Below are 18597 nucleotides of genomic sequence, written 5' to 3'. Positions count from 1 at the left end.
AATGAAACAGAGTAATGATTTTGTTTTAAGGATAAAAGAAGATCTATTTAGATATATAGGCAATACCTCGGTGGGATACATATCAAGGTTAAGGCTTTACGGATGGCAGTATCTGAAAATCCTAAGAAAAGCTAATCATTATTATAAGAAGAACCGTTTTCTATATTTATTGTATGGGTATTTTCTATATAGAAAATCGTTAAAATACGGTTTCCAAATATCTCCGCAGGCCAAAATTGGTCACGGATTATATCTTGGTCATTTTGGAACAATTATCGTAGGAAATGAAGTCGAATTAGGTAATAATGTTAATCTTAATCCAAATGTAATAATTGGAAGAGAAAATAGGGGAGTAAGGGAAGGTAGTCCTAAACTAGGAGACAGAGTTTGGGTAGGAGCAGGATCGGTGATTGTTGGAAATATTAAAATAGGAAGCAATGTTCTGATAGCTCCAAATACATATGTAAATTTTGACATCCCGGATAACAGTGTTGTTATAGGAAATCCTGCGGTCATCAAAACTAATGCATTTGCTACCGAAAAGTATATTTGTAATATAGTGGAGTAATATTTATGGATTTATTATCGATTGTTATTTCGACTTTCAAAGGCGAGGATGGGATATATGATTGTGTTGCTTCTGCAATGGCACAAGATTATCCTCAGTATGAAGTTATAGTAGTTGATGATAATGGTGAAGGAACTGAGTCACAAGTTAAAACGAGTAAAATTCTTGAGCCATTTTTCCATTATTCAAATTTTAAGTATATTACCCACAAAAAGAATATAAACGGATCAGCTGCAAGAAATACTGGGATTCGAGAAGCGTCAGGATCGTTTATAGCTTTCTTAGATGACGATGATATTCTGCACAGTAATAGTATCCGAGCAAGATATGAATGCTTAAATAGACATAATGCTGAGTATGGAGTGGTTTTTTCATCATTTGCTCAATATATTGATGGGAAAAAGGACTTTGAGTGCATTTACTCATTTGATGGGAATATTTTATTCGATTATCTTTCGGAAAAAATTCATAGTCCATCAAGCGTCTTAATGGTACGAAGAAGCGTAATTAACGATATAGGGCTATGGGATGAAGAGTTTAGACGACATCAGGACTGGGAGTACGTTACAAGAATTTTGTCGAAATACAAAGCGTGTTCAATCTCTGATATTACAGTAGATCGGATAGTAACATGGAGAAATAATGCAAAGAAACCAGAATTATTTGAAGAACAAAGAGAGTTCTTTCTTGCCAAAATGAAGCCGATTATCATGTCATTAGATAAGAAGCAAATCAAGCAAGTATATTTTGCTCACTATACAGATGTAGGAAAAAACTATTTAAAACACAAGAAGATTATAAAAGCCTTAAAATTAGCGCTTAAGAGTGGATCCTTTATTAAGGCGGTTTATATATACATTAAAGCAGCATATGTATATTTCATGAAATCAAGGTGATAATATGGAACTTTCACGGCAAGAGCAAAGTGCTTCTTTAATTGCAAGCTTTATAATATCATCTCCAATCGTTGCTTCTTTTTTATCAAGCATCTTTAATATAAACTTTTCGGGGATTGCTGTAATAGCGTGCATATATGTTCTTTTGCTTCGACATATTAAAAAATATAAGCTATATATTCGGAAAAATGTAGCACTGTTTATCGGTTATTTGTTATTGGTACTGTTTGTCTCATCATTAATGTTTGATGGGCATGGCGATGAACTATTCTTACAGTTTGTTGAGTATGGTTTACTTGGCTTATTAGCAGGGGCAGTTCAAGTTAATTCAAAAGATACATTGGATAAATGTATCCATATACTTCTGGTTTTATCTATACCGTGTTTTATTCTTATCCAAACCGGAGCAACAAATAAGTATTCCAATGATATTAATATGGGCCTGACTTATGGAATGATGCCGCTTGTATTTGCTGTAATCACACATTTTTCTTTCTATCGCAAAAAAGCAACGTTATTAAATAATATTTCCTATATAATTGCATTGGTTCTGCTTGCACTTCTATTATATAAGGGTACCAGGGGTATTTGGGTGTGCTTAGTAGTCTTGCTTTATTTTATCTATCTAAATAAAACAAATTATGGTAACAGCGCATCAACAAGCAAAGTATTATTTAGCTTTTTACTTATTATTGTAATATCGTTAGTATTGATCAACTATGAGTATGTTCTTGTAGCCATATCTAATTTTCTCAGTACTCTTGGCGTTGATGTACGATTCTTAGATAAATCGCTATTGTTAATTACAAACGGTGATTTATCAAACGGAAGAACAAAATTGTATGAATTAGCTTGGAATGGGTTTATAAGGTCTCCTATTGTAGGGAATGGAGTAGGTGCCTTTTCGGATAATTATAGTGTTTATGGATACGCGTATATACATAATATGATTCTACAAATACTATATGAACTCGGACTAGTATTTGGACTTCCTATTATATTTTATATAATTTCTCCTTTGAAAACGATGGTATTTAATAATAATGCGAAAAAAGATTTATCTCTATTAATGGTTTTATACGCATCGAGCGTGCCAATGCTTATGCTGTCAAGTGAATTGTGGTTGAATAGGCAATTATGGCTTATGATCGGGTATTACTTATCCAATATAGCTACTAATAGGCAATAATTAACCTACTTGAGGTGTGGATTTTGCAAAAATATAATTACGCTGTTTCATTAACCAGAATTACGGCCATGATATTTATTGTTATTTGTCACTGCTCGTCTTTACTAGGGCATGTGGCTTTGGCAAGTTTTTTTGACGTTGGAGTTCCTATATTTTTTGTAATTTCAGGATACTTAACAGCGTCAAAGAAGATAGCTGACAAAAGAAGTTGGGCACAAAAAAAGATGGTCCGCCTTTACATCCCATTACTTCTATGGCTTGTGGTCTATACAATTGTGAAATTGCTAAAAGGCAATTACGATATTTCTCTTTGGCAAGTAATAATGCTATTGCTGAACATGCAGGGATTGAATCATATATGCAATAGAATTCCGCTGGGTGTAGGGCCTTGGTTCTTTACAGTTATTGAACTTTGCTATATTTTCTATCTAGTACTTGATACAAGCAAAATAGTAAACCATAAAGATAAGTATTCTTTTCGCACCTTGCTCAGTTTATTTGGCATCGTAGTAGTGCTTCAGTTTTGTGGCATAAACTTTGGAGGTATCTTTACATTTTACCTAGGCTGTTTCATTTACAATAATAAAGAAGAAGTATCGAAAATAGCGAATAAAATCTGGATCATAATTATATTTGGAACTGTATCAATTGCCTTACGACTAGTTGGGAAAATGCTCTTTGACGATACGGTGTTTTATGATAATGTTTTGAGTTCTTTTACACACACAATGCTTGCAGCATCTATTTTTTTGTTCTTTCAATATTTAGGTATACATTATAGCAAAACAATAGAATTAATAGGTATGTTTCCGTTAGTAACCTGGCTGGATAAGATTTCTATATATGTATATCTAACGCACACCTGGTTTTTAGGAGTATTAATCTGCAATGTATTTGAAATTACAAACTCCACCTTTGCAATTGTTATTTTAATTGCTTTTACTCTTTCAATGAGCAGTTTTTTGTATAGCATTGAAAAAGTTATTCATAAAGTTACGAAATTATAAAAATAGAATGAGGAAATAATAATGAGAGTTGGTTTTTACTTAAACAATTCGAATTATGAAAACATAGATTTTTCTAGTCCCGAAAAAGGAAACCCGGGTGTAAGAGGGACGCAATACATGATATGGGCTGTCGCGTGCAATTTGGCAAGGACTTATAATGATCTTAATATTGTACTATTTGCTGATATTATTGACAGTATGCCAGCAGATATCTATTGCATAAGTGCAAGTGGAGAAGAAGATGCTTTAAAGAAGGGAAAAGCTATAGGAGTTGATATAATTGTATTGCGAGTATCAATATCTACCCCCGAAAGAGTATTTAAAACGATTGTGGATTTAGATATACAATGCATTACTTGGAGCCATAACTTTGAAGATTATTATCTGGCAGAAATGATTTCAAAAACACCACAGATAATAAGAAATGTATGTGTCGGACGACAGCAGCTAGAAAGACTTTGCGATCATAAAGTGTTCGAAAAATCTCTATATATCTATAATGCACTACAATTTGATGAGTACTCTTCTTCGTATGATGTATCAGCAAGAGCTCACAACGTTACTTATGTAGGAATGTTAGATAGTTCAAAAGGTTTCCATAGATTAGCAAGAATCTGGAAATGGATAGCTAAAATTGATAAGAAAGCTGAATTACATGTTATTGGATCTGGTTCATTAGGAAGTAAAAATACACTTGGCCCATTGGGACTAGCAGATTTAAAATATGAGAAAAGAATCGCAAAATACATTTGTGATGAAAAAGGAGAAATATTACCAAGTATACATTTTTATGGTAATAAAGGTGGCAAAGAAAAAAATGATTTGATGTCTAAGTCAAAGGTAGGAATTGCTAATCCGACAGGTATTGGCGAAACTTTCTGTATCGTAGCAGTAGAATTTGAGGCTTTAGGAGTCCCGGTAGTATCTGCTAAATATGGTGGACTACTTGATACAGTAGAAAACAAGAGAACAGGACTTTTGGCTAATACGGATATGGGCTTGGTAAGAGCTATAATTAAATTGCTAAACGACGATGAGTACAATCGTGAATTAGGAAATTACGCTGCTATATATAGTCGAAAAAAGTTTGGTTTCGAAGTAGCTTTGAAAGAATGGCATGATTTGTTATTAGATGCAGAGCACTATAAAACGGATGAATATAAAAAATTTAATTATCTGCTAAATCAATTTAAGATATGCAGGATTATTAATAAAGGAATAAAGGGAGTTCATGCATTTTCTGGATTTCCGTCTTTACTTAAGTGCGATTACTTAATCCGGAAAGGCGCAAGAAAAGTAATTGCAGTATTAAAGAGGTGATTTTATGCACGTCGATAATGCAAGAAAACAAATTGGATTTGGAGCAACACTTTCGTATATATCCATCGTCTTGAATGCAGTTTATGGATTGGCAATTGCACCGTTTATTCTTAGAGTGCTTGGCGAAGATAACTATGGAGTATATCAAAGCATTGCTTCATTATCTGCAACTATCGCTGTTTTGGATGTCGGTGTTAGTAGTACTGTTCAAAGGTATGTTGCAGTATTTGTCGCCAAAAAAGAGAGAACAGATAAAATAGAAAATTATGTTGGAATGGCAGCAATACAATCATCAATTATTGCTGTTATAATATTATTGGTCGGTGGAATCGTAATCTGTATTCTACCATCTTTATACGTGACTTTTTCTGAATCTCAAATTCTTCAAGCAAAATGGTTGCTTTTTGCGCTTGTTCTTAATCTTATCCTGCATACCTTTGAAAATGTATTTCAAGGAGCAATTTCAGGACATAACGATTTTGTGTTTGTACATTCATCGCGTATAATTTCACTGATTGTTAGAATTGTTGCAATATTGATTTTACTTCCTATTTTTGCAAATGCTCTTGTTATAGCAATAATAATGTGCGCAATAGAGGTAATACTTATTACTATAGAGAGCATGTATCTAAAAAGAAAATATGGTATTCGCCCAAAATTACATAAGTGGGAAGGATTACTATTTAAGGAGAGTCTAATATACACCATAATTGTTTTTTTACAATCGCTTATTGCACAAATCGATAATAATCTTGACAATGTTGTAATTGGCGCTGAAATGGGAGCAAAATACGTTACTGTCTACTCCTTTGGTTTGTCCATATATGCTATGTTTACTCAATTGTCTGTTGCCATCTCAGGGGTTATGCTTCCAACTGTCGCAAAAAGAATAGAGAACAAAGCCTCATATTCAGAGCTTGAAAGCTTAGTTATTCGAGTTGGGAAAATACAATTCATTATTATAGGCGCAGCATTAACTGGATTTATGGTATTAGGTAAAGAGTTTATCAACCTTTGGCTAGGTAGTGGCTTTGAAGATGTATATGGTATAACTCTTGTTTTGATGACTCCGACTATCTTTGAACTATCGCAGAATGTTTCATTATCAATATTAAGGGCTGAAAATAAAATATCTGTAAGACTAAAGGCACTAGGTATTGGAGCATTTATAAATCTTCTGATTACTGTTTTGGGTGTTAGAATATATGGCTATTTTGCTGCTTGTTTTGGAACAGCTATGAGCGTTACCATTGGCAGCCTTGTCTTAATGAATATCTATTATTACAAACAGTATAGATTCAATCCGATACGCATTTATGGAAGTATCATGTGGAAAACATTACTTTGTTTGTTACCAGCTATGATTTGTACATATATAATTAAAACAAAAATATTATGTGTAACCGACTGGGGAAGGTTTTTATTAATGATTATATGCTTCATGTTAGTTTATTGTGCTTTCTTAGTGACCATAGTTAAACCGCAAAAGATCATAAAGTAAAATCGATTATTTAAAGTAAATGCTAAAGCTGATTTATTCTATATCATATGTGCATTAATTTATGTATATTTCTTTTTGTGCTTAAAGAGACATGATTATGATCAAGAATGAAGATACCTGCAAAGCAACGGATAGAGTATATTCGACTGCTGTTGTCTGATGCGATTACCTGTATCGTTTTTATAGTTGCTCGGAACTTTTTCCCCCACCGGATTACATTTGTACGTGCTGTTTCTCTCATAATGATGAACTTGATGGCCAGCATTGCTATTCGGCTTATCTATCAGCTGGTTTATCAGAAGAGGACAAGCGATAACTGGGCTGAGAAGACGGCGTTGGCTTTATTGCGAGGCTTAACAGGTACAACATTTGCAGATGAAAAACCGGAGCGGAACAGGATTAAGATCGCAATCATCGGTGCGGGAAGTGTCGGTGCACTACTTGCAGATGAATTGATCCAAAATTATTTGTTATTTGATGGTTAATGGAGAAGGAGGAGAAGACCATGAAACGCAGTGCCCGAAACTTTTTCCTGAAGGGAATCCTGGTTGTACTGATGGTATGCCTGCTGGTTCCCGCTGTGATGGCTGAGGGAGCGGAGACAGAAGAGGCCCCGCTCTACCGGACCGATGTGACCGAGGAGGACTTCATCGGGACATGGAACCTGGTGAGCATGGTGATGGAGGGATACCAGGTGCCGACGGTGACGCTGGGGCTGAAGGCTACGGTGGTGGTAACCCCGGGGAAGATTGAGATTACGGACGTGCTGGGCGTCCAGAAGACCTACGATACCACCTTTGCGGACGGTGTGCTGTCGTTTGTGAACGACAAGGAAGAGCCGCTGATCGTATACATCACACCCGAAGGGCTGCTGCATGTGGACCAGAAGGCGGACACGTTCTCCGGGGAGATCGATGACGAGAAGGCTCCGGAAAAAGCCGGCGGAACGACCCTGAATATGGCGATGGCGAACCTGAATGCCAATCTGCTGGCCCAGTACTTTGAAAAGGCAGCAGAATAAAGCAGAAAGGCGGCAGGCAGATGAAGAGCAGAAAGTTTTTCCGGCTGGCCGTGGTTTTGCTGCTGGCTGTTATGATGACAAGCAACGCCTGCGCCGAGTTTGACGCGGGACAGTACAGCTATGACGAGCTGGCCGAGATCCGGCAGCAGGTGGAAGCGCGGATGGCTGAACTGGAACGGGAATACGCACTGGCCAACGCGGACCGGGAGATTGTGTTTGAGCAGCCGGAACAGGTGCTGTTTCCCGGGAGGACAATTTCGGTTATGCCGGTGGTGACGATCCTGAAAGACGGCGCACCGGCCAAGACTCAGTTCATATGGAGTTCTTCCGCACCGGAAATCGCCAGTGTATCGAGAAACGGAACGGTAACACCGACCGGCCGCGGGGATGCGGTGATCACCGCTGCCGCGGCGGACAATGAATACCTGACGGCCTCCTATATTGTCCATGCGGCACTGCCGGTGGAGAAGATTACGGTATGGGGACCGGAAGAGGCGCTGGTGCTGGGAACCCGGGACGAGGATGCCGGATTCCGCATGGGTTTCAGCGTGGAACCGGAGGATGCCTATTACCAGCAGGTGACCTGGACTGTATCCAATGAAAGCATTGCTACCGTGGATGAAGACGGCGTGGTGACGGGAATTGCGCCCGGGAAAGTGACCGTGACGGCCGTTTCCACCGAGCCGCAGACCACCGGCCGGAGAATTGCCCAGGCATCGTACGACGTGACGATCCGCCAGGCCGTTACCGGGCTGGAGGCTCCCCAGGTGATGAACCTGAACGCCGGAGAGAGAACCGCGATGGCGGTGACCGTGCTGCCGGAAAATGCCAGCGACCGGACGATTGTTTATACCAGCAGCGATCCGGAAATTGCCACGGTGGAAAAGAACGGAAATGTACATGCCCTGGCCTGCGGAGAATGCGATATCCTGTGCGAGGCGGCGGACGGATACGGCGCATCCGCGAGCGTTCATGTCCGCGTGACAAAGCAGGTTGCCAAAGTGACCATTCCGGAGAAGCAGATTACACTGCCGATCGGCGGAACGGCCGATGTGGAAGTGCTGATTGAGCCGGAAGACGCCACGGACAAGGGCCTGATCTGGACATCCACGAACGTATTTGTGGCCCGGGCGGCCGGCGGGAAAGTGGAAGCGGTGGGGCAGGGAGACTGCGTGATTACCTGCACCACGACGGACGGAAGCAATATCTCCGCCAGCGTGAAGGTGCACGTGCCGGTGTTTAGCATCGAAGAAACCGCGTATACCGTGACGGAAAAGCAGGGGCTGACGATCCCCATCAAGCGGAACCTGCGGGGATGCGAGATTGAGGTGCTGAACGACAGCCCGTGCTTCGCGGCGATCCTGGACGGGGAAACGATCCGGATCGACCCGATTACAGCCGGGACGGGGACCATCACCCTGAGCAACCCGGATGCGCCGGAAGACACCGTACAGATCCAGATCACGATTGAAAACAGCGCGGTGTTCAACCAGACATCCTACCCGGCCATTCCATACATGGAGCTGGTGCGGGTGCCGGACCTGTATGAAGGCGCGCAGGTGAGCATTTACGGCAAGGTGCTGCACATTACCTGGGAATCCGACGGAACAAACTCCTTTATGGTGGGAACCGCCGGGGAAAAGTATACCGACCAGGTAATCCGGGTGCAGTGCGAAGCCGGGATGATGCCGGGACAGCTGGCCAGCGGGGACACGGTGACGGTTTACGGCCTGTTCCACCTGGACCACGCGTACAGCGAAGTGCTGCAGGCGGAAACGATGGTGCCTGGGCTGAATGCCGAAAAGATTGTGATTGAATGAGATAGGAGCCGCCGGCTTTTGCCGGCGGCTCTTTTCGTCAGGAAGGGCGGCTGTTGGCTGTGCGGAAGCGGTATACCTTTACCGGCAGCGTCCAGGGAGTCGGGTTTCGCTGGCGGGCGAGGCAGGCGGCTGCCCTGTATGACTGCACCGGATGGGTCCGGAATGAATGGGACGGATCTGTTACGATGGAAATCCAGGGCAGGGAGCCGGATGTTGACCGGGTGCTTAGTGCTATCCGGGAGGGAAGATTTATCCGGATTGAAGAGATCCGGGAAGAGATGATCCCGGAAGAAACCGGAGAATACGGTTTCGGGGCGGAATAAACGAATGAAAGGGACGGACAGAATGGAGCAACAGGCCCGGAAACATAATAATATATGGTTGTTTATTGGTTTTCTGCTGCTGGGCGGGATCATGCATTATTTTGACCCGACAGAGAACCTTTTCCTGAACTCTTTTCTGTTCAGCGGCAGATTTACCATCTTTACCGGCCTGATCCTTTTCTGGATCCAATCCGTGCGCTCCCGTTTGCTGCCCACGCGTGTAAGAACCTATATGATTGCCGCAGGAATTATGATGATCTGCCTGCTGGCTGTGCAGGTATTCAATAACAGGATCGTGGGGGATGCTGCCATCGCCCTGAAACTGAATCGCTACAGTAAATATGTATACTGGATTCCACAGACGGTCAATCCGGCCCTTTTCCTCATGGCATGCATAAGGATCTGCCGGGGTGGACAGAAAAAACAAAAATGGGACGAATGGCCGGTGATGATTCCTGCGATATTCCTGTCCGCTATGGTGATGACGAACGACCTTCATCATCTGGTGTACCGTCCCAAAGCAGATTACCCGGAACTCATGATCATTACCGGAAGATACTCCCAGGGTGCGTGTTTCTACCTGCTGTATGCGTGGATAATACTGACCATTGCAGCCGGGCTGGTTCTTTTGTTCCGGGAAACGGGCCGCCGCTCCGCAATGGGGATCGCACTGCTCGCCGGAGCAACCTTTGCCTGGTTTTTCATGCTGATGATGAACATGCTGGTATGGGACTGGCTGCACGTTCACCAGCCATACAGCACACAGGAGATCAACATTTTCGGTATGCTGGGTGTCCTTGAGGTCTGCATCCGCAACCGGCTGATTCCCAGCAATGAAAACCATACCGGCTTTTTTGCACAGCTTGGCCTGCCCATGATGATTACCGACCCGGGCTTAACGCCGGTTTACCGGACTGACCGGGAGATTACTGCCTCGGAAGCAGAGCTGCGGGAATCCCTGAAGAGACCTGTTTATCCGCAGGAGGATACCCGCCTGTCCGGCATGCCGATCCACGCCGGGTACGCTTTCTGGACAGAAGATGAAACAGAACTGCACAGGGAGAACCGCCGCCTGGAAGAAGCCAACGAGATCCTCAGTGAGGAAAACCATCTGATTGAGGTGGAAAATGAACTGAAGGAGAAAAAGGCACACCTTGATGCCCGGAACCGGGTATACGACCGGATTGCCGCCGCATTATATCCCCGGCAGAAACAGATTGAAGCACTGCTGGAAAAAACGGAACCCGGAACGGAGGCATTCCGCAGGACACTGGGTGAGTGTTGTGTGCTGAATGCCTGGTGCAAACGGAAGAGCAACCTGCTCCTGCTGGATGAGAAGACACTGACAAAGGAAAACCGGGAATTGTTCCTGGCCCTGCAGGAATCTGCACGGTTCCTGCGATGCTGCGGTATCGAAGCTGCCGCTGTCGGGGAAGAAACAGCAGACTTTCCTCTTTCGTGCATTCATGACCTGTATGACACATTCGAAGCAATCATTGAAGCCTGCCTGCCGGATATGCGCCGGATGACTGTTTCCCTGGCGGAGGACGGTATCCGTATTGCCATGGAAACGGACCATGTGCCGGAACTTTCGGATACGGTCCTGCCGGTGGAACAGCGCAGCAGCGAGGACACCGTTTTCCTGACTGTCCGCTGCCGGAAGGGAGGTACGGCTGCATGAACGCAATCTGGATAACCCGGTATTCCCCCTTGTGGTATGTGATCATGCTTCCGGCGCTCATCCTGGTGATCGGCTGGCTGGCGATACTGATCCGCTGTATCCTGGCGCGCCGCAGCCGGCGGATCCTGCTGTGCGCGGGAATCCATCTGTCCGCCGCATTCATTCTTTTCCTGATTCTCATGGACTGCGCCCGTTTTGCCTACCTTTCGGAACCTGATCTGCGGTACCAGCCGTTCCAGCTGACCCTGTTCGGCCTGCCCTGGATCCTGTACATGGGATTGGAGATGATCCTGAGCATCGCTCTCGGACTGCTGGTAAGGGATGATATCCGATACCGCCGGAATCACCTGACGCCGGACACAATCCGGGAGACGGTGAACCTGCTGCCGGAAGGCATCTGCATCAGCGCCCAGAACGGAACAGTGCTGCTTTCCAACCTCCAGATGAACAATCTGTGCCGGATGCTGACGGGCGGGAGTCTGTCTGACGGTGTACGGTTCCGGAAATACCTGGAGGAAACGGGTGAGGAGCAGAATGGCGAAGTCCTGATTCATGCACCGGACGGAAAGGTATGGCGGGTAAACCGGAACCGGATCACAGAGAGCGGGAAAGTGTATGACCGACTCACCGCAGCAGATATTACGGAACAGTACCGGGTGACGGAGGAACTGCGGAACAATAACGAGCACCTGCAGGATCTCCAGAAGCGCATGAAGGCGGTCAGCGACCTTTCCGGGGATATGTTTATCGGACAGGAAGAAGCCAATGCCCGGTCGGCCCTGCACAACCAGCTGGGGCAGGTGCTGCTGATGGACCGCCATTATCTGGAACATCCGGAGAGCACTGATGCGGACATGGTCGGCATGGCGACAAGGGAAATGAACCGTTTCCTGCTGGGAGATGCAGAGGCACCTTTCAGCGGCCGAACAGATCGGCTGCGGCAGGCTGTTGCCCTTGCCCAAAGTATCGGGGTACAGGCAGAGATTCACGGCATGGTTCCGGAACATCCGGCATACCGTGCCTTGCTGGCCCAGGCAGTTCAGGAATGTGCGGCCAACACAGTCAAGCACGCGGAGGGAGACCGGATTGATCTTTTCCCGGAAGAGACAGGAAAAGAATGGACAGTGCGGATTACAAACAGCGGCTGTCCGCCAAAGGGACCCATCGCGGAAAGCGGAGGACTGCTGTCCCTGCGCAGAAATGTGGAATCGGCGGGAGGCAGCATGACAGTCCGGAGCACGCCTGTCTTTGAACTGGTTTTTCGGATCCCGACTGTATAAGAGCATATGGTATTCAGACGCCTGCGCGGAAGTATCCGACGCAGGCTTTTTTTATCAAAATGGTACAAATGGGTGATATACACATCCGGATGATTCCGATACAATATAGACGGATGGATCTGACAATCATATGACAATCGAATGATACAACGCTGCGAAGGGCGGTGAAGAATTTGAACGACAGAATCAGGGTAGTTGTGGCAGATGACCAGAATATATCCCGCGGTTTTTTTGAAATGTATGTCCGTGCGGCAATTCGATATGAACTGCTGGCCGGGCTGCGGACGGCAAGGGATGCCGTTGTTTATATTGATGAAAACAAAACGGATCTGCTGATCCTGGACGTGATGATGCAGGAAGGGGTCGACGGGCTGACGGCGGCAGCAGAAATCAAAAAGAAACATCCTGAAGTAAAGATCATCCTGACCACCTCGGCATCGGAAACCAGCTGGGAGGAGAAGGCCAGGAAGGCAGGTATCGAAAGTTTCTGGTACAAGGAGTATGACGAACACAGCCTGATCGACATTATGGACCGGACCATGGCGGGGGAATCCGTGTATCCGGATGATGTCCCGAAAGTACCCTTCGGTACAGCGACCCGGGCGGACCTGACGGACCGGGAACTGGATATCCTGCGGGAACTGACCGGAAGCCTGACAAACGAGGAGATTGCCGACCGGCTGAATATTTCCCCGAACACCGTGAAACGGCATATCCAGAACATCATGGAGAAGACCGGTTTTGAAAGCCGGCTGGATCTGGCGATGAACGCAAAAGCCCTGGGGCTGGTGGTCCATGAAGAAGAGCGGACAGGGAAGAACCGAAAAATGCCCGCTGAATGACAGCGCGGGATAAAAGGATAAATAATCGGAGGGAGAAAACGGAGATGGAACGGACAAAGGAATCGCGGAGAAGAAACAGCATCCGGATACTGTGCATCTTTCTGCTGGCCGCACTGCTGATACCAGCCGGCGCACTGGCAAACATGGATGAATCATGGTTTCTGGACAGAGTCGTAGAACCCACCTGTACAGAACAGGGGTATTCTGTATATACGAACATCTTTTATCCGGAACCCAAATACGACGATTATGTTCCCGCACTGGGCCATAACTGGGGAGAATGGGTTGTAGTGGAACCAGTCACCTGCCTGGGGGGCGGTCAAAGACAACGCACCTGCAGCCGCTGCGGCATATCCGAAAATGAACAGATTCCCCCGCCGGGCCATGACTGGGTGGGAACGGTCACTGAACCCGGCACCTGTGATCATGACGGTGTAGTCGAAAACGTCTGCTCCCGCTGCGGCGCGATTGACTACGGTACCGATCCCATGAAGGGCCATGATTTCGTGTCCGACAATAAAGCAGCGACCTGTACCGAAGCAGGGTATACCCGGGAAAAGTGCAGCCGGTGCGGTGATGTCCGCAATGAGAAAACGGTTGCGGCGCTGGGACACAGCCCGAAGGCTGATGCCGGAAAGGCAGCGACCTGTACGGAGAACGGACTGACGGAAGGCAGCGTGTGTGACCGCTGCGGCACGACACTGAAAGCGCAGGAAACGATCCCCGCCACGGGCCACAGCCCCCAGACAATTCCGGGGAAGGCGGCTACCTGTACGGAAGCAGGGCTCACGGAAGGCAGCAAATGCTCCGTGTGCGGAACGGTGCTTACAGCCCAGCAGAGCGTTGCTGCCCTGGGCCATGCCTGGGACGGCGGCACGGTGACCCAGGCGGCCACCTGCACAGCGACTGGTGTGAAAACCTACACATGCACCCGCTGCGGGACTACCCGGACGGAAACTCTTCCCGCCACGGGCCACAGCCCCCAGGCGATTCCGGGGAAGGTGGCCACCTGTACGGAAGCGGGACTCACAGAGGGCAGCAAATGCTCCGTTTGCGGAACGGTGCTTACAGCCCAACAGAGCGTTGCTGCCCTGGGCCATGCCTGGGACGGCGGAACGGTGACCCAGGCGGCCACCTGCACAGCAACCGGTGTGAAAACCTACACATGCACCCGCTGCGGGACTACCCGGACGGAAACTCTTCCCGCCACGGGCCACATCCCCCAGGTGATCCCGGGGACGGCAGCTACGTGCACGGAAGGAGGACTCACGGAGGGCAGCAAATGTTCCGTGTGCGGAACGGTGCTGACCGCTCAGCAGAGCACCGCTGCACTGGGCCATGACTGGGATGACGGTGTGGTGACGAAGGCCGCCACGACAACGGAGGAAGGTGTGAGAACCTTCACCTGCAAGCGCAACTCCGGCCATACCAAAACGGAAGCCATCCCGAAACTGGCGCCGTCGCCCGAACAGCCGGCAGCCCATGAGCACAGCTGGAGCGAATGGATGACCGACAAGAGCGTACATCCCAGCTGTATCCAGCGGGAAATGCAGTACCGCACCTGCAGCGGCTGCGGTGAATCGGAATACCGGTATGGCAGTTACGGTGAACATGACTGGGGAGAATGGCATGTATCCAAGGAGCCTGCCGCCACCGAATCCGGTACGGAGGAGCGAATCTGCAAGATTGATGCTAGCCACCGGGAGGAACGGGAAATCCCGGCCACGGGTGAACCGGAAGCCACCGGTACGCTGATCGTTACCAAGACTGCAGGGGATACGAATCAACCCCTGGCCGGCGCGCATTTCAGGCTTGATGGCCCGGACACTGTGGACGAATGGATCTCCACCACGGAACCGCACACGGTCGAAAACCTGGTAATGAATGAGGTTTACACACTGTTCGAAGTTGAAGCCCCGGAAGGTTACAAAACAGCTGACAGTATTACATTCAGAGTTGAAGGTACAGATCCTGTCTCCATGACGGTGGTGGACGAGACGGACGGTATCCATCTCTCCCCAAGCCTCAGCGCATATGAACGGGTCGACCCAGACGCAGGTGCAGGCAAGCGGTATAAAGGCGCGATTGTGCGCATGTACAGCTCGATCACCAACACCGGCAATTGCCCGGTGTACATGCCCTGGTGGTCGGATTTAAATCCACATTATCATGATGATTCCTCTCCCAATGGCCGAACCGAGGTGGCCGGCATGGGCTATTCCGGTGACGGTGTGACGCTGCTGAACCCCGGAGAAACCTATTCCAGAATATATGACTGGGATGTAACAGAGTCCGAGGCAGACAAGGGTTATATCAGGACTGCTTCCGCTGGCTATGGATATTATTACAATGAAGACGGAAATATCGATAAAGTTTGGTATAACAGCAACAATCTGGAAGTCGACCTGACTTATCCCGACGGGGAAGGGCCGGAGGATAAGAAGGCCGGACTGACGCTGACCTACCTATATGACAATAAGGTCAAGGACGTGTACGACCCGGAAGATATAGTGTATGCAGCTTCTTTGCTGGTAAACACTGGCAACGTTCCGCTGAAACCGGTTATACATTACACTGACGGTGTATGGGAATATGACACAGTACGCGATTGGATCTTTGATCCTGGTAAATCCACCATCGACGGTCGTGGTCCATGGAAATTGAAATACGGCATTACCCCCGGTACGGAAACCGAAGACTTGCTGGGCACCGTGACCATTCATACTTACGTCACGGGCTATGACCCGGATACCGGGGAAGAGCTCTGCCGCTCCGAAACTGTCACCCGCACCTGGAAGGTGGGCAAACCTGGGGTTACCCCCTGGCCGATCCCCGAGGAAAGCGAGATTTACGGGGAATTAACCAACGGCGCATCCTCTTCTTTCGCCGGCTATGGGCTGGGAGAAATAAGTGTCGTCGGGCTCAAAATTCAAAATACGGGCAAGGTGACGATTCCTGCTGATGGAATTACTTTCAACGATCCGAATAACGGGCAGACATTCAGCGTGTTTTCTTCTGATTTCAAGCCGGGCGAATCTGGCATCGCCTTTGCCTGGATTCACGTGATCACCGAAGAGGACGTAAAGAACGGATATATTTATTACCCGCCTGTCCAACTTACCTGGACTGATCCGGACAGCGGCAATCCCAGGACGGTCTATACCAATTCCCTGACGTTGAATGTGAACAACAGGACCGGCCTGCTGCTCAGGAAAGACATAGGCAACGGACCGGAGAACGGTTCGTACTACCGGGAAGGTGAAACGATCCCATGGACACTGACCGTCACAAACAACAGCAGGGAGCCTGTGCGGAACGTTACTGTAACTGACCAGGGCGTCACGGTGGGAACCTTCCCGGAGATCGCCGCAGGCGAAACGGTGACCTGCAATGTTCCGCCGTATGTCGTTACGGAATACGATGCCTATGTCGGCAACGTGGGCAATTATGCCACCGCCACGGGCGAAGACCTGCGTGGTACGGTACATACCTGGAACAGCAACACGGCAACGGCTCCCACCAATGATTTCGGCAGTCCGCTTCCTCCGGAAAACGGAAAGGAAACCGAGCCCAAAGAAGACCCGGGTGATCCCATGGGGCTGATCTACGGTCTGAAGGTGGGCGCGACCGTGCACAAGGAAGAAGACGGCGGTCCGCTGAACGGCAGCTATTATGAGCTGGACGAGGAAATCCGTTTCACCATTACGGTGAAGAACACCGGTGAAGTGCCGCTGGAGAATGTGCTGGTGACAGACAGCCTGAACGGCTTCGCGCCTATCGGCACCGCGGCGAGCATCGCTCCCGGAGCGGAAGCTTCCTTCACGTTCACCCATCAGGTGACCCAGCCGGATATTGACGCCGGATGGGTGACCAACAGCGCGACGGTCACTTATACATTTGACGGCGGCAAGCCTGGTTCACCGGTCCAGAGCAACCTCGCAAAGGTTAAGGCCGGGGAGGGCAATGGGCTTATTACGGGCGGCGGAGGAGGACACTTTACGCCCATCCCGCCGACCACACCTGCCGGAGATCCCCTGGAGCCCGTGACACTGCCGGACGGCACGCCCCTGACGACGCCGGACGGAACGCCCATCATCGCGCCTCCCGGCACCGTGCCGGTGATCGGTCCCGACGGCAAACCCGTGACCGCGCCGGGCGGCATGTTCACAGGGCCCGACGGTGCGCCCGTATCCATCCCGGCCGGCACACCCGTACTGAAACTGCCGGACGGTACATACTGCGTCATCTGCTCGGACGGCAGGGCGATCCTTACGGATGCAAATGGCAATCCGATCCTGGATGAAAACGGATTTGTCATCTTCCTGGGCTGGAGTATCGGACCCTTCAACTGTGAACTGAAGCTGGAATGCCTGGGCGAGAATGAAGCGCGGTACACCCTGCATGCCTGCAGTGAGCATACCGGAGCGGCGGTGAACGCGGAATCGGCCGGACAGGCCGGCGACTGGGCCGGCGCGGCAGCGATATGGCGCGAAGAGACGGAAAAGATGTATGAGCTCTTCCTGGAGGCGGCGGATGACGAAGGCAAGGCTGCCCTGGTGCAGGAACGCGCGGCATTCCTTGCCTACGCGGACGCCTGGCAGGCACTGGCCGGCGATGAAGCCGCGGCGGAGCTGCTGCGGCTGAAGACGGCACAGATGTGCTGCATCATCCATACGCTGCCGGAGGAACTGCCAAACAGCATCATCGGAGCGATCGAATTCCATGACGGAAAAGCATATGAAGCGACGCTGCGCGAGATCGGCGCCCTGAACGGCAGCGACAGCGAAGTGAGCGAGCAGTATGCCGGGGCAGCGGCGCGGATACTGACCGATATCCGGAATATGCTGGACGCGGCGAAGAACTACAACTTCGATGAAGTATTTGCCCGCGGACAGCGGAACTGGCAGATCGCCCTGGACAATACCGTGAACTCAGTGTACAAGGCGGCGGACAAAGAGACCCGCAGGCTCATCATTACCTGGCGCACGGCACTGGACACACTGTACACAGCGGAGACGACGCTGATGGAGATGCTGTATCCGGATAATAATACGGCGGCGCAGGAAGAACTGATGAACCTGTACAGGGACAGGGTGTTTGACACGGCGAAAATCAAGTAAGACAGGATAAACGAACAAGGGGCTTGCCA

14 protein-coding genes are annotated in these 18597 nt (G+C 48.3%); all 14 read left to right on the top strand.

The annotated features are described in order from the left end of the window. Position 1 precedes the first annotated feature (1 nt). The 14 genes from JNO48_02390 (at position 2) to JNO48_02325 (ending at position 18568) form a co-directional block, all read left to right on the top strand. Positions 2–568: a serine acetyltransferase gene (locus JNO48_02390; GenBank protein QTE68778.1), complete on the top strand. Its 567-nt coding sequence runs from the start codon at positions 2–4 to the stop codon at positions 566–568. A 5-nt stretch (positions 569–573) separates the two neighbouring features. Then, entirely contained in the window at positions 574–1464 is an 891-nt protein-coding gene (locus tag JNO48_02385; GenBank protein ID QTE68777.1) for a glycosyltransferase family 2 protein, read from the top strand. A gap of 4 nt (positions 1465–1468) precedes the next feature. Further along, positions 1469–2653, top strand: a complete 1185-nt coding sequence (locus JNO48_02380) for an O-antigen ligase family protein (protein ID QTE68776.1) — start codon at positions 1469–1471, stop codon at positions 2651–2653. A 23-nt stretch (positions 2654–2676) separates the two neighbouring features. Next, a complete protein-coding gene (locus tag JNO48_02375; GenBank protein ID QTE68775.1) occupies positions 2677–3660 on the top strand; it encodes an acyltransferase in 984 nt (327 codons plus the stop codon). A 21-nt stretch (positions 3661–3681) separates the two neighbouring features. After that, positions 3682–4980 carry a glycosyltransferase family 4 protein gene (locus JNO48_02370; GenBank protein QTE68774.1) on the top strand — a complete coding sequence of 433 codons (1299 nt, stop codon included), beginning with the start codon at positions 3682–3684 and terminating at the stop codon, positions 4978–4980. A 4-nt stretch (positions 4981–4984) separates the two neighbouring features. Next, positions 4985–6481 (top strand): oligosaccharide flippase family protein, encoded by a 1497-nt coding sequence (locus JNO48_02365; GenBank protein QTE68773.1) that lies wholly within the window; start codon positions 4985–4987, stop codon positions 6479–6481. 254 nt (positions 6482–6735) lie between these two features. Next, the gene (locus JNO48_02360; GenBank protein QTE68772.1) at positions 6736–6966 is read left to right on the top strand and encodes a hypothetical protein; all 231 of its coding nucleotides are present in this window, start codon (positions 6736–6738) and stop codon (positions 6964–6966) included. Positions 6967–6986: 20 nt separating this feature from the next. Next, a complete protein-coding gene (locus JNO48_02355) occupies positions 6987–7502 on the top strand; it encodes a hypothetical protein (GenBank protein QTE68771.1) in 516 nt (171 codons plus the stop codon). Between the two features lie 20 nt (positions 7503–7522). Further along, positions 7523–9322: an Ig domain-containing protein gene (locus JNO48_02350; protein QTE68770.1), complete on the top strand. Its 1800-nt coding sequence runs from the start codon at positions 7523–7525 to the stop codon at positions 9320–9322. A 50-nt stretch (positions 9323–9372) separates the two neighbouring features. Then, positions 9373–9645: an acylphosphatase gene (locus JNO48_02345; GenBank protein ID QTE69659.1), complete on the top strand. Its 273-nt coding sequence runs from the start codon at positions 9373–9375 to the stop codon at positions 9643–9645. Between the two features lie 91 nt (positions 9646–9736). Beyond that, positions 9737–11326: a hypothetical protein gene (locus JNO48_02340; protein QTE68769.2), complete on the top strand. Its 1590-nt coding sequence runs from the start codon at positions 9737–9739 to the stop codon at positions 11324–11326. Continuing rightward, positions 11323–12606: a hypothetical protein gene (locus JNO48_02335; protein ID QTE68768.1), complete on the top strand. Its 1284-nt coding sequence runs from the start codon at positions 11323–11325 to the stop codon at positions 12604–12606. Before JNO48_02340 ends, JNO48_02335 begins: the two co-directional genes overlap by 4 nt. Positions 12607–12842: 236 nt before the next feature. Further along, positions 12843–13448 carry a response regulator transcription factor gene (locus JNO48_02330; GenBank protein QTE69658.1) on the top strand — a complete coding sequence of 202 codons (606 nt, stop codon included), beginning with the start codon at positions 12843–12845 and terminating at the stop codon, positions 13446–13448. A gap of 44 nt (positions 13449–13492) precedes the next feature. After that, on the top strand, positions 13493–18568 hold the full coding sequence (locus tag JNO48_02325) for a hypothetical protein (protein QTE68767.1): 5076 nt from the start codon (positions 13493–13495) through the stop codon (positions 18566–18568). Positions 18569–18597 lie beyond the last annotated feature (29 nt).

This window comes from Clostridiales bacterium, from assembly GCA_017569285.1.
GTDB lineage: Bacteria > Bacillota > Clostridia > Christensenellales > Aristaeellaceae > Aristaeella.
This window is presented reverse-complemented; position numbering and strand designations above follow the sequence as displayed.

What these genes read in the sequence shown, in the direction of transcription:
- JNO48_02390 (QTE68778.1), top strand. Translation starts at nt 2, where the DNA reads ATGAAACAGAGTAATGATTTTGTTTTAAGGATAAAAGAAGATCTATTT.
- JNO48_02385 (QTE68777.1), top strand. Translation starts at nt 574, where the DNA reads ATGGATTTATTATCGATTGTTATTTCGACTTTCAAAGGCGAGGATGGG.
- JNO48_02380 (QTE68776.1), top strand. Translation starts at nt 1,469, where the DNA reads ATGGAACTTTCACGGCAAGAGCAAAGTGCTTCTTTAATTGCAAGCTTT.
- JNO48_02370 (QTE68774.1), top strand. Translation starts at nt 3,682, where the DNA reads ATGAGAGTTGGTTTTTACTTAAACAATTCGAATTATGAAAACATAGAT.
- JNO48_02365 (QTE68773.1), top strand. Translation starts at nt 4,985, where the DNA reads ATGCACGTCGATAATGCAAGAAAACAAATTGGATTTGGAGCAACACTT.
- JNO48_02360 (QTE68772.1), top strand. Translation starts at nt 6,736, where the DNA reads ATGGCCAGCATTGCTATTCGGCTTATCTATCAGCTGGTTTATCAGAAG.
- JNO48_02355 (QTE68771.1), top strand. Translation starts at nt 6,987, where the DNA reads ATGAAACGCAGTGCCCGAAACTTTTTCCTGAAGGGAATCCTGGTTGTA.
- JNO48_02350 (QTE68770.1), top strand. Translation starts at nt 7,523, where the DNA reads ATGAAGAGCAGAAAGTTTTTCCGGCTGGCCGTGGTTTTGCTGCTGGCT.
- JNO48_02340 (QTE68769.2), top strand. Translation starts at nt 9,737, where the DNA reads ATGCATTATTTTGACCCGACAGAGAACCTTTTCCTGAACTCTTTTCTG.
- JNO48_02335 (QTE68768.1), top strand. Translation starts at nt 11,323, where the DNA reads ATGAACGCAATCTGGATAACCCGGTATTCCCCCTTGTGGTATGTGATC.
- JNO48_02330 (QTE69658.1), top strand. Translation starts at nt 12,843, where the DNA reads ATGTATGTCCGTGCGGCAATTCGATATGAACTGCTGGCCGGGCTGCGG.
- JNO48_02325 (QTE68767.1), top strand. Translation starts at nt 13,493, where the DNA reads ATGGAACGGACAAAGGAATCGCGGAGAAGAAACAGCATCCGGATACTG.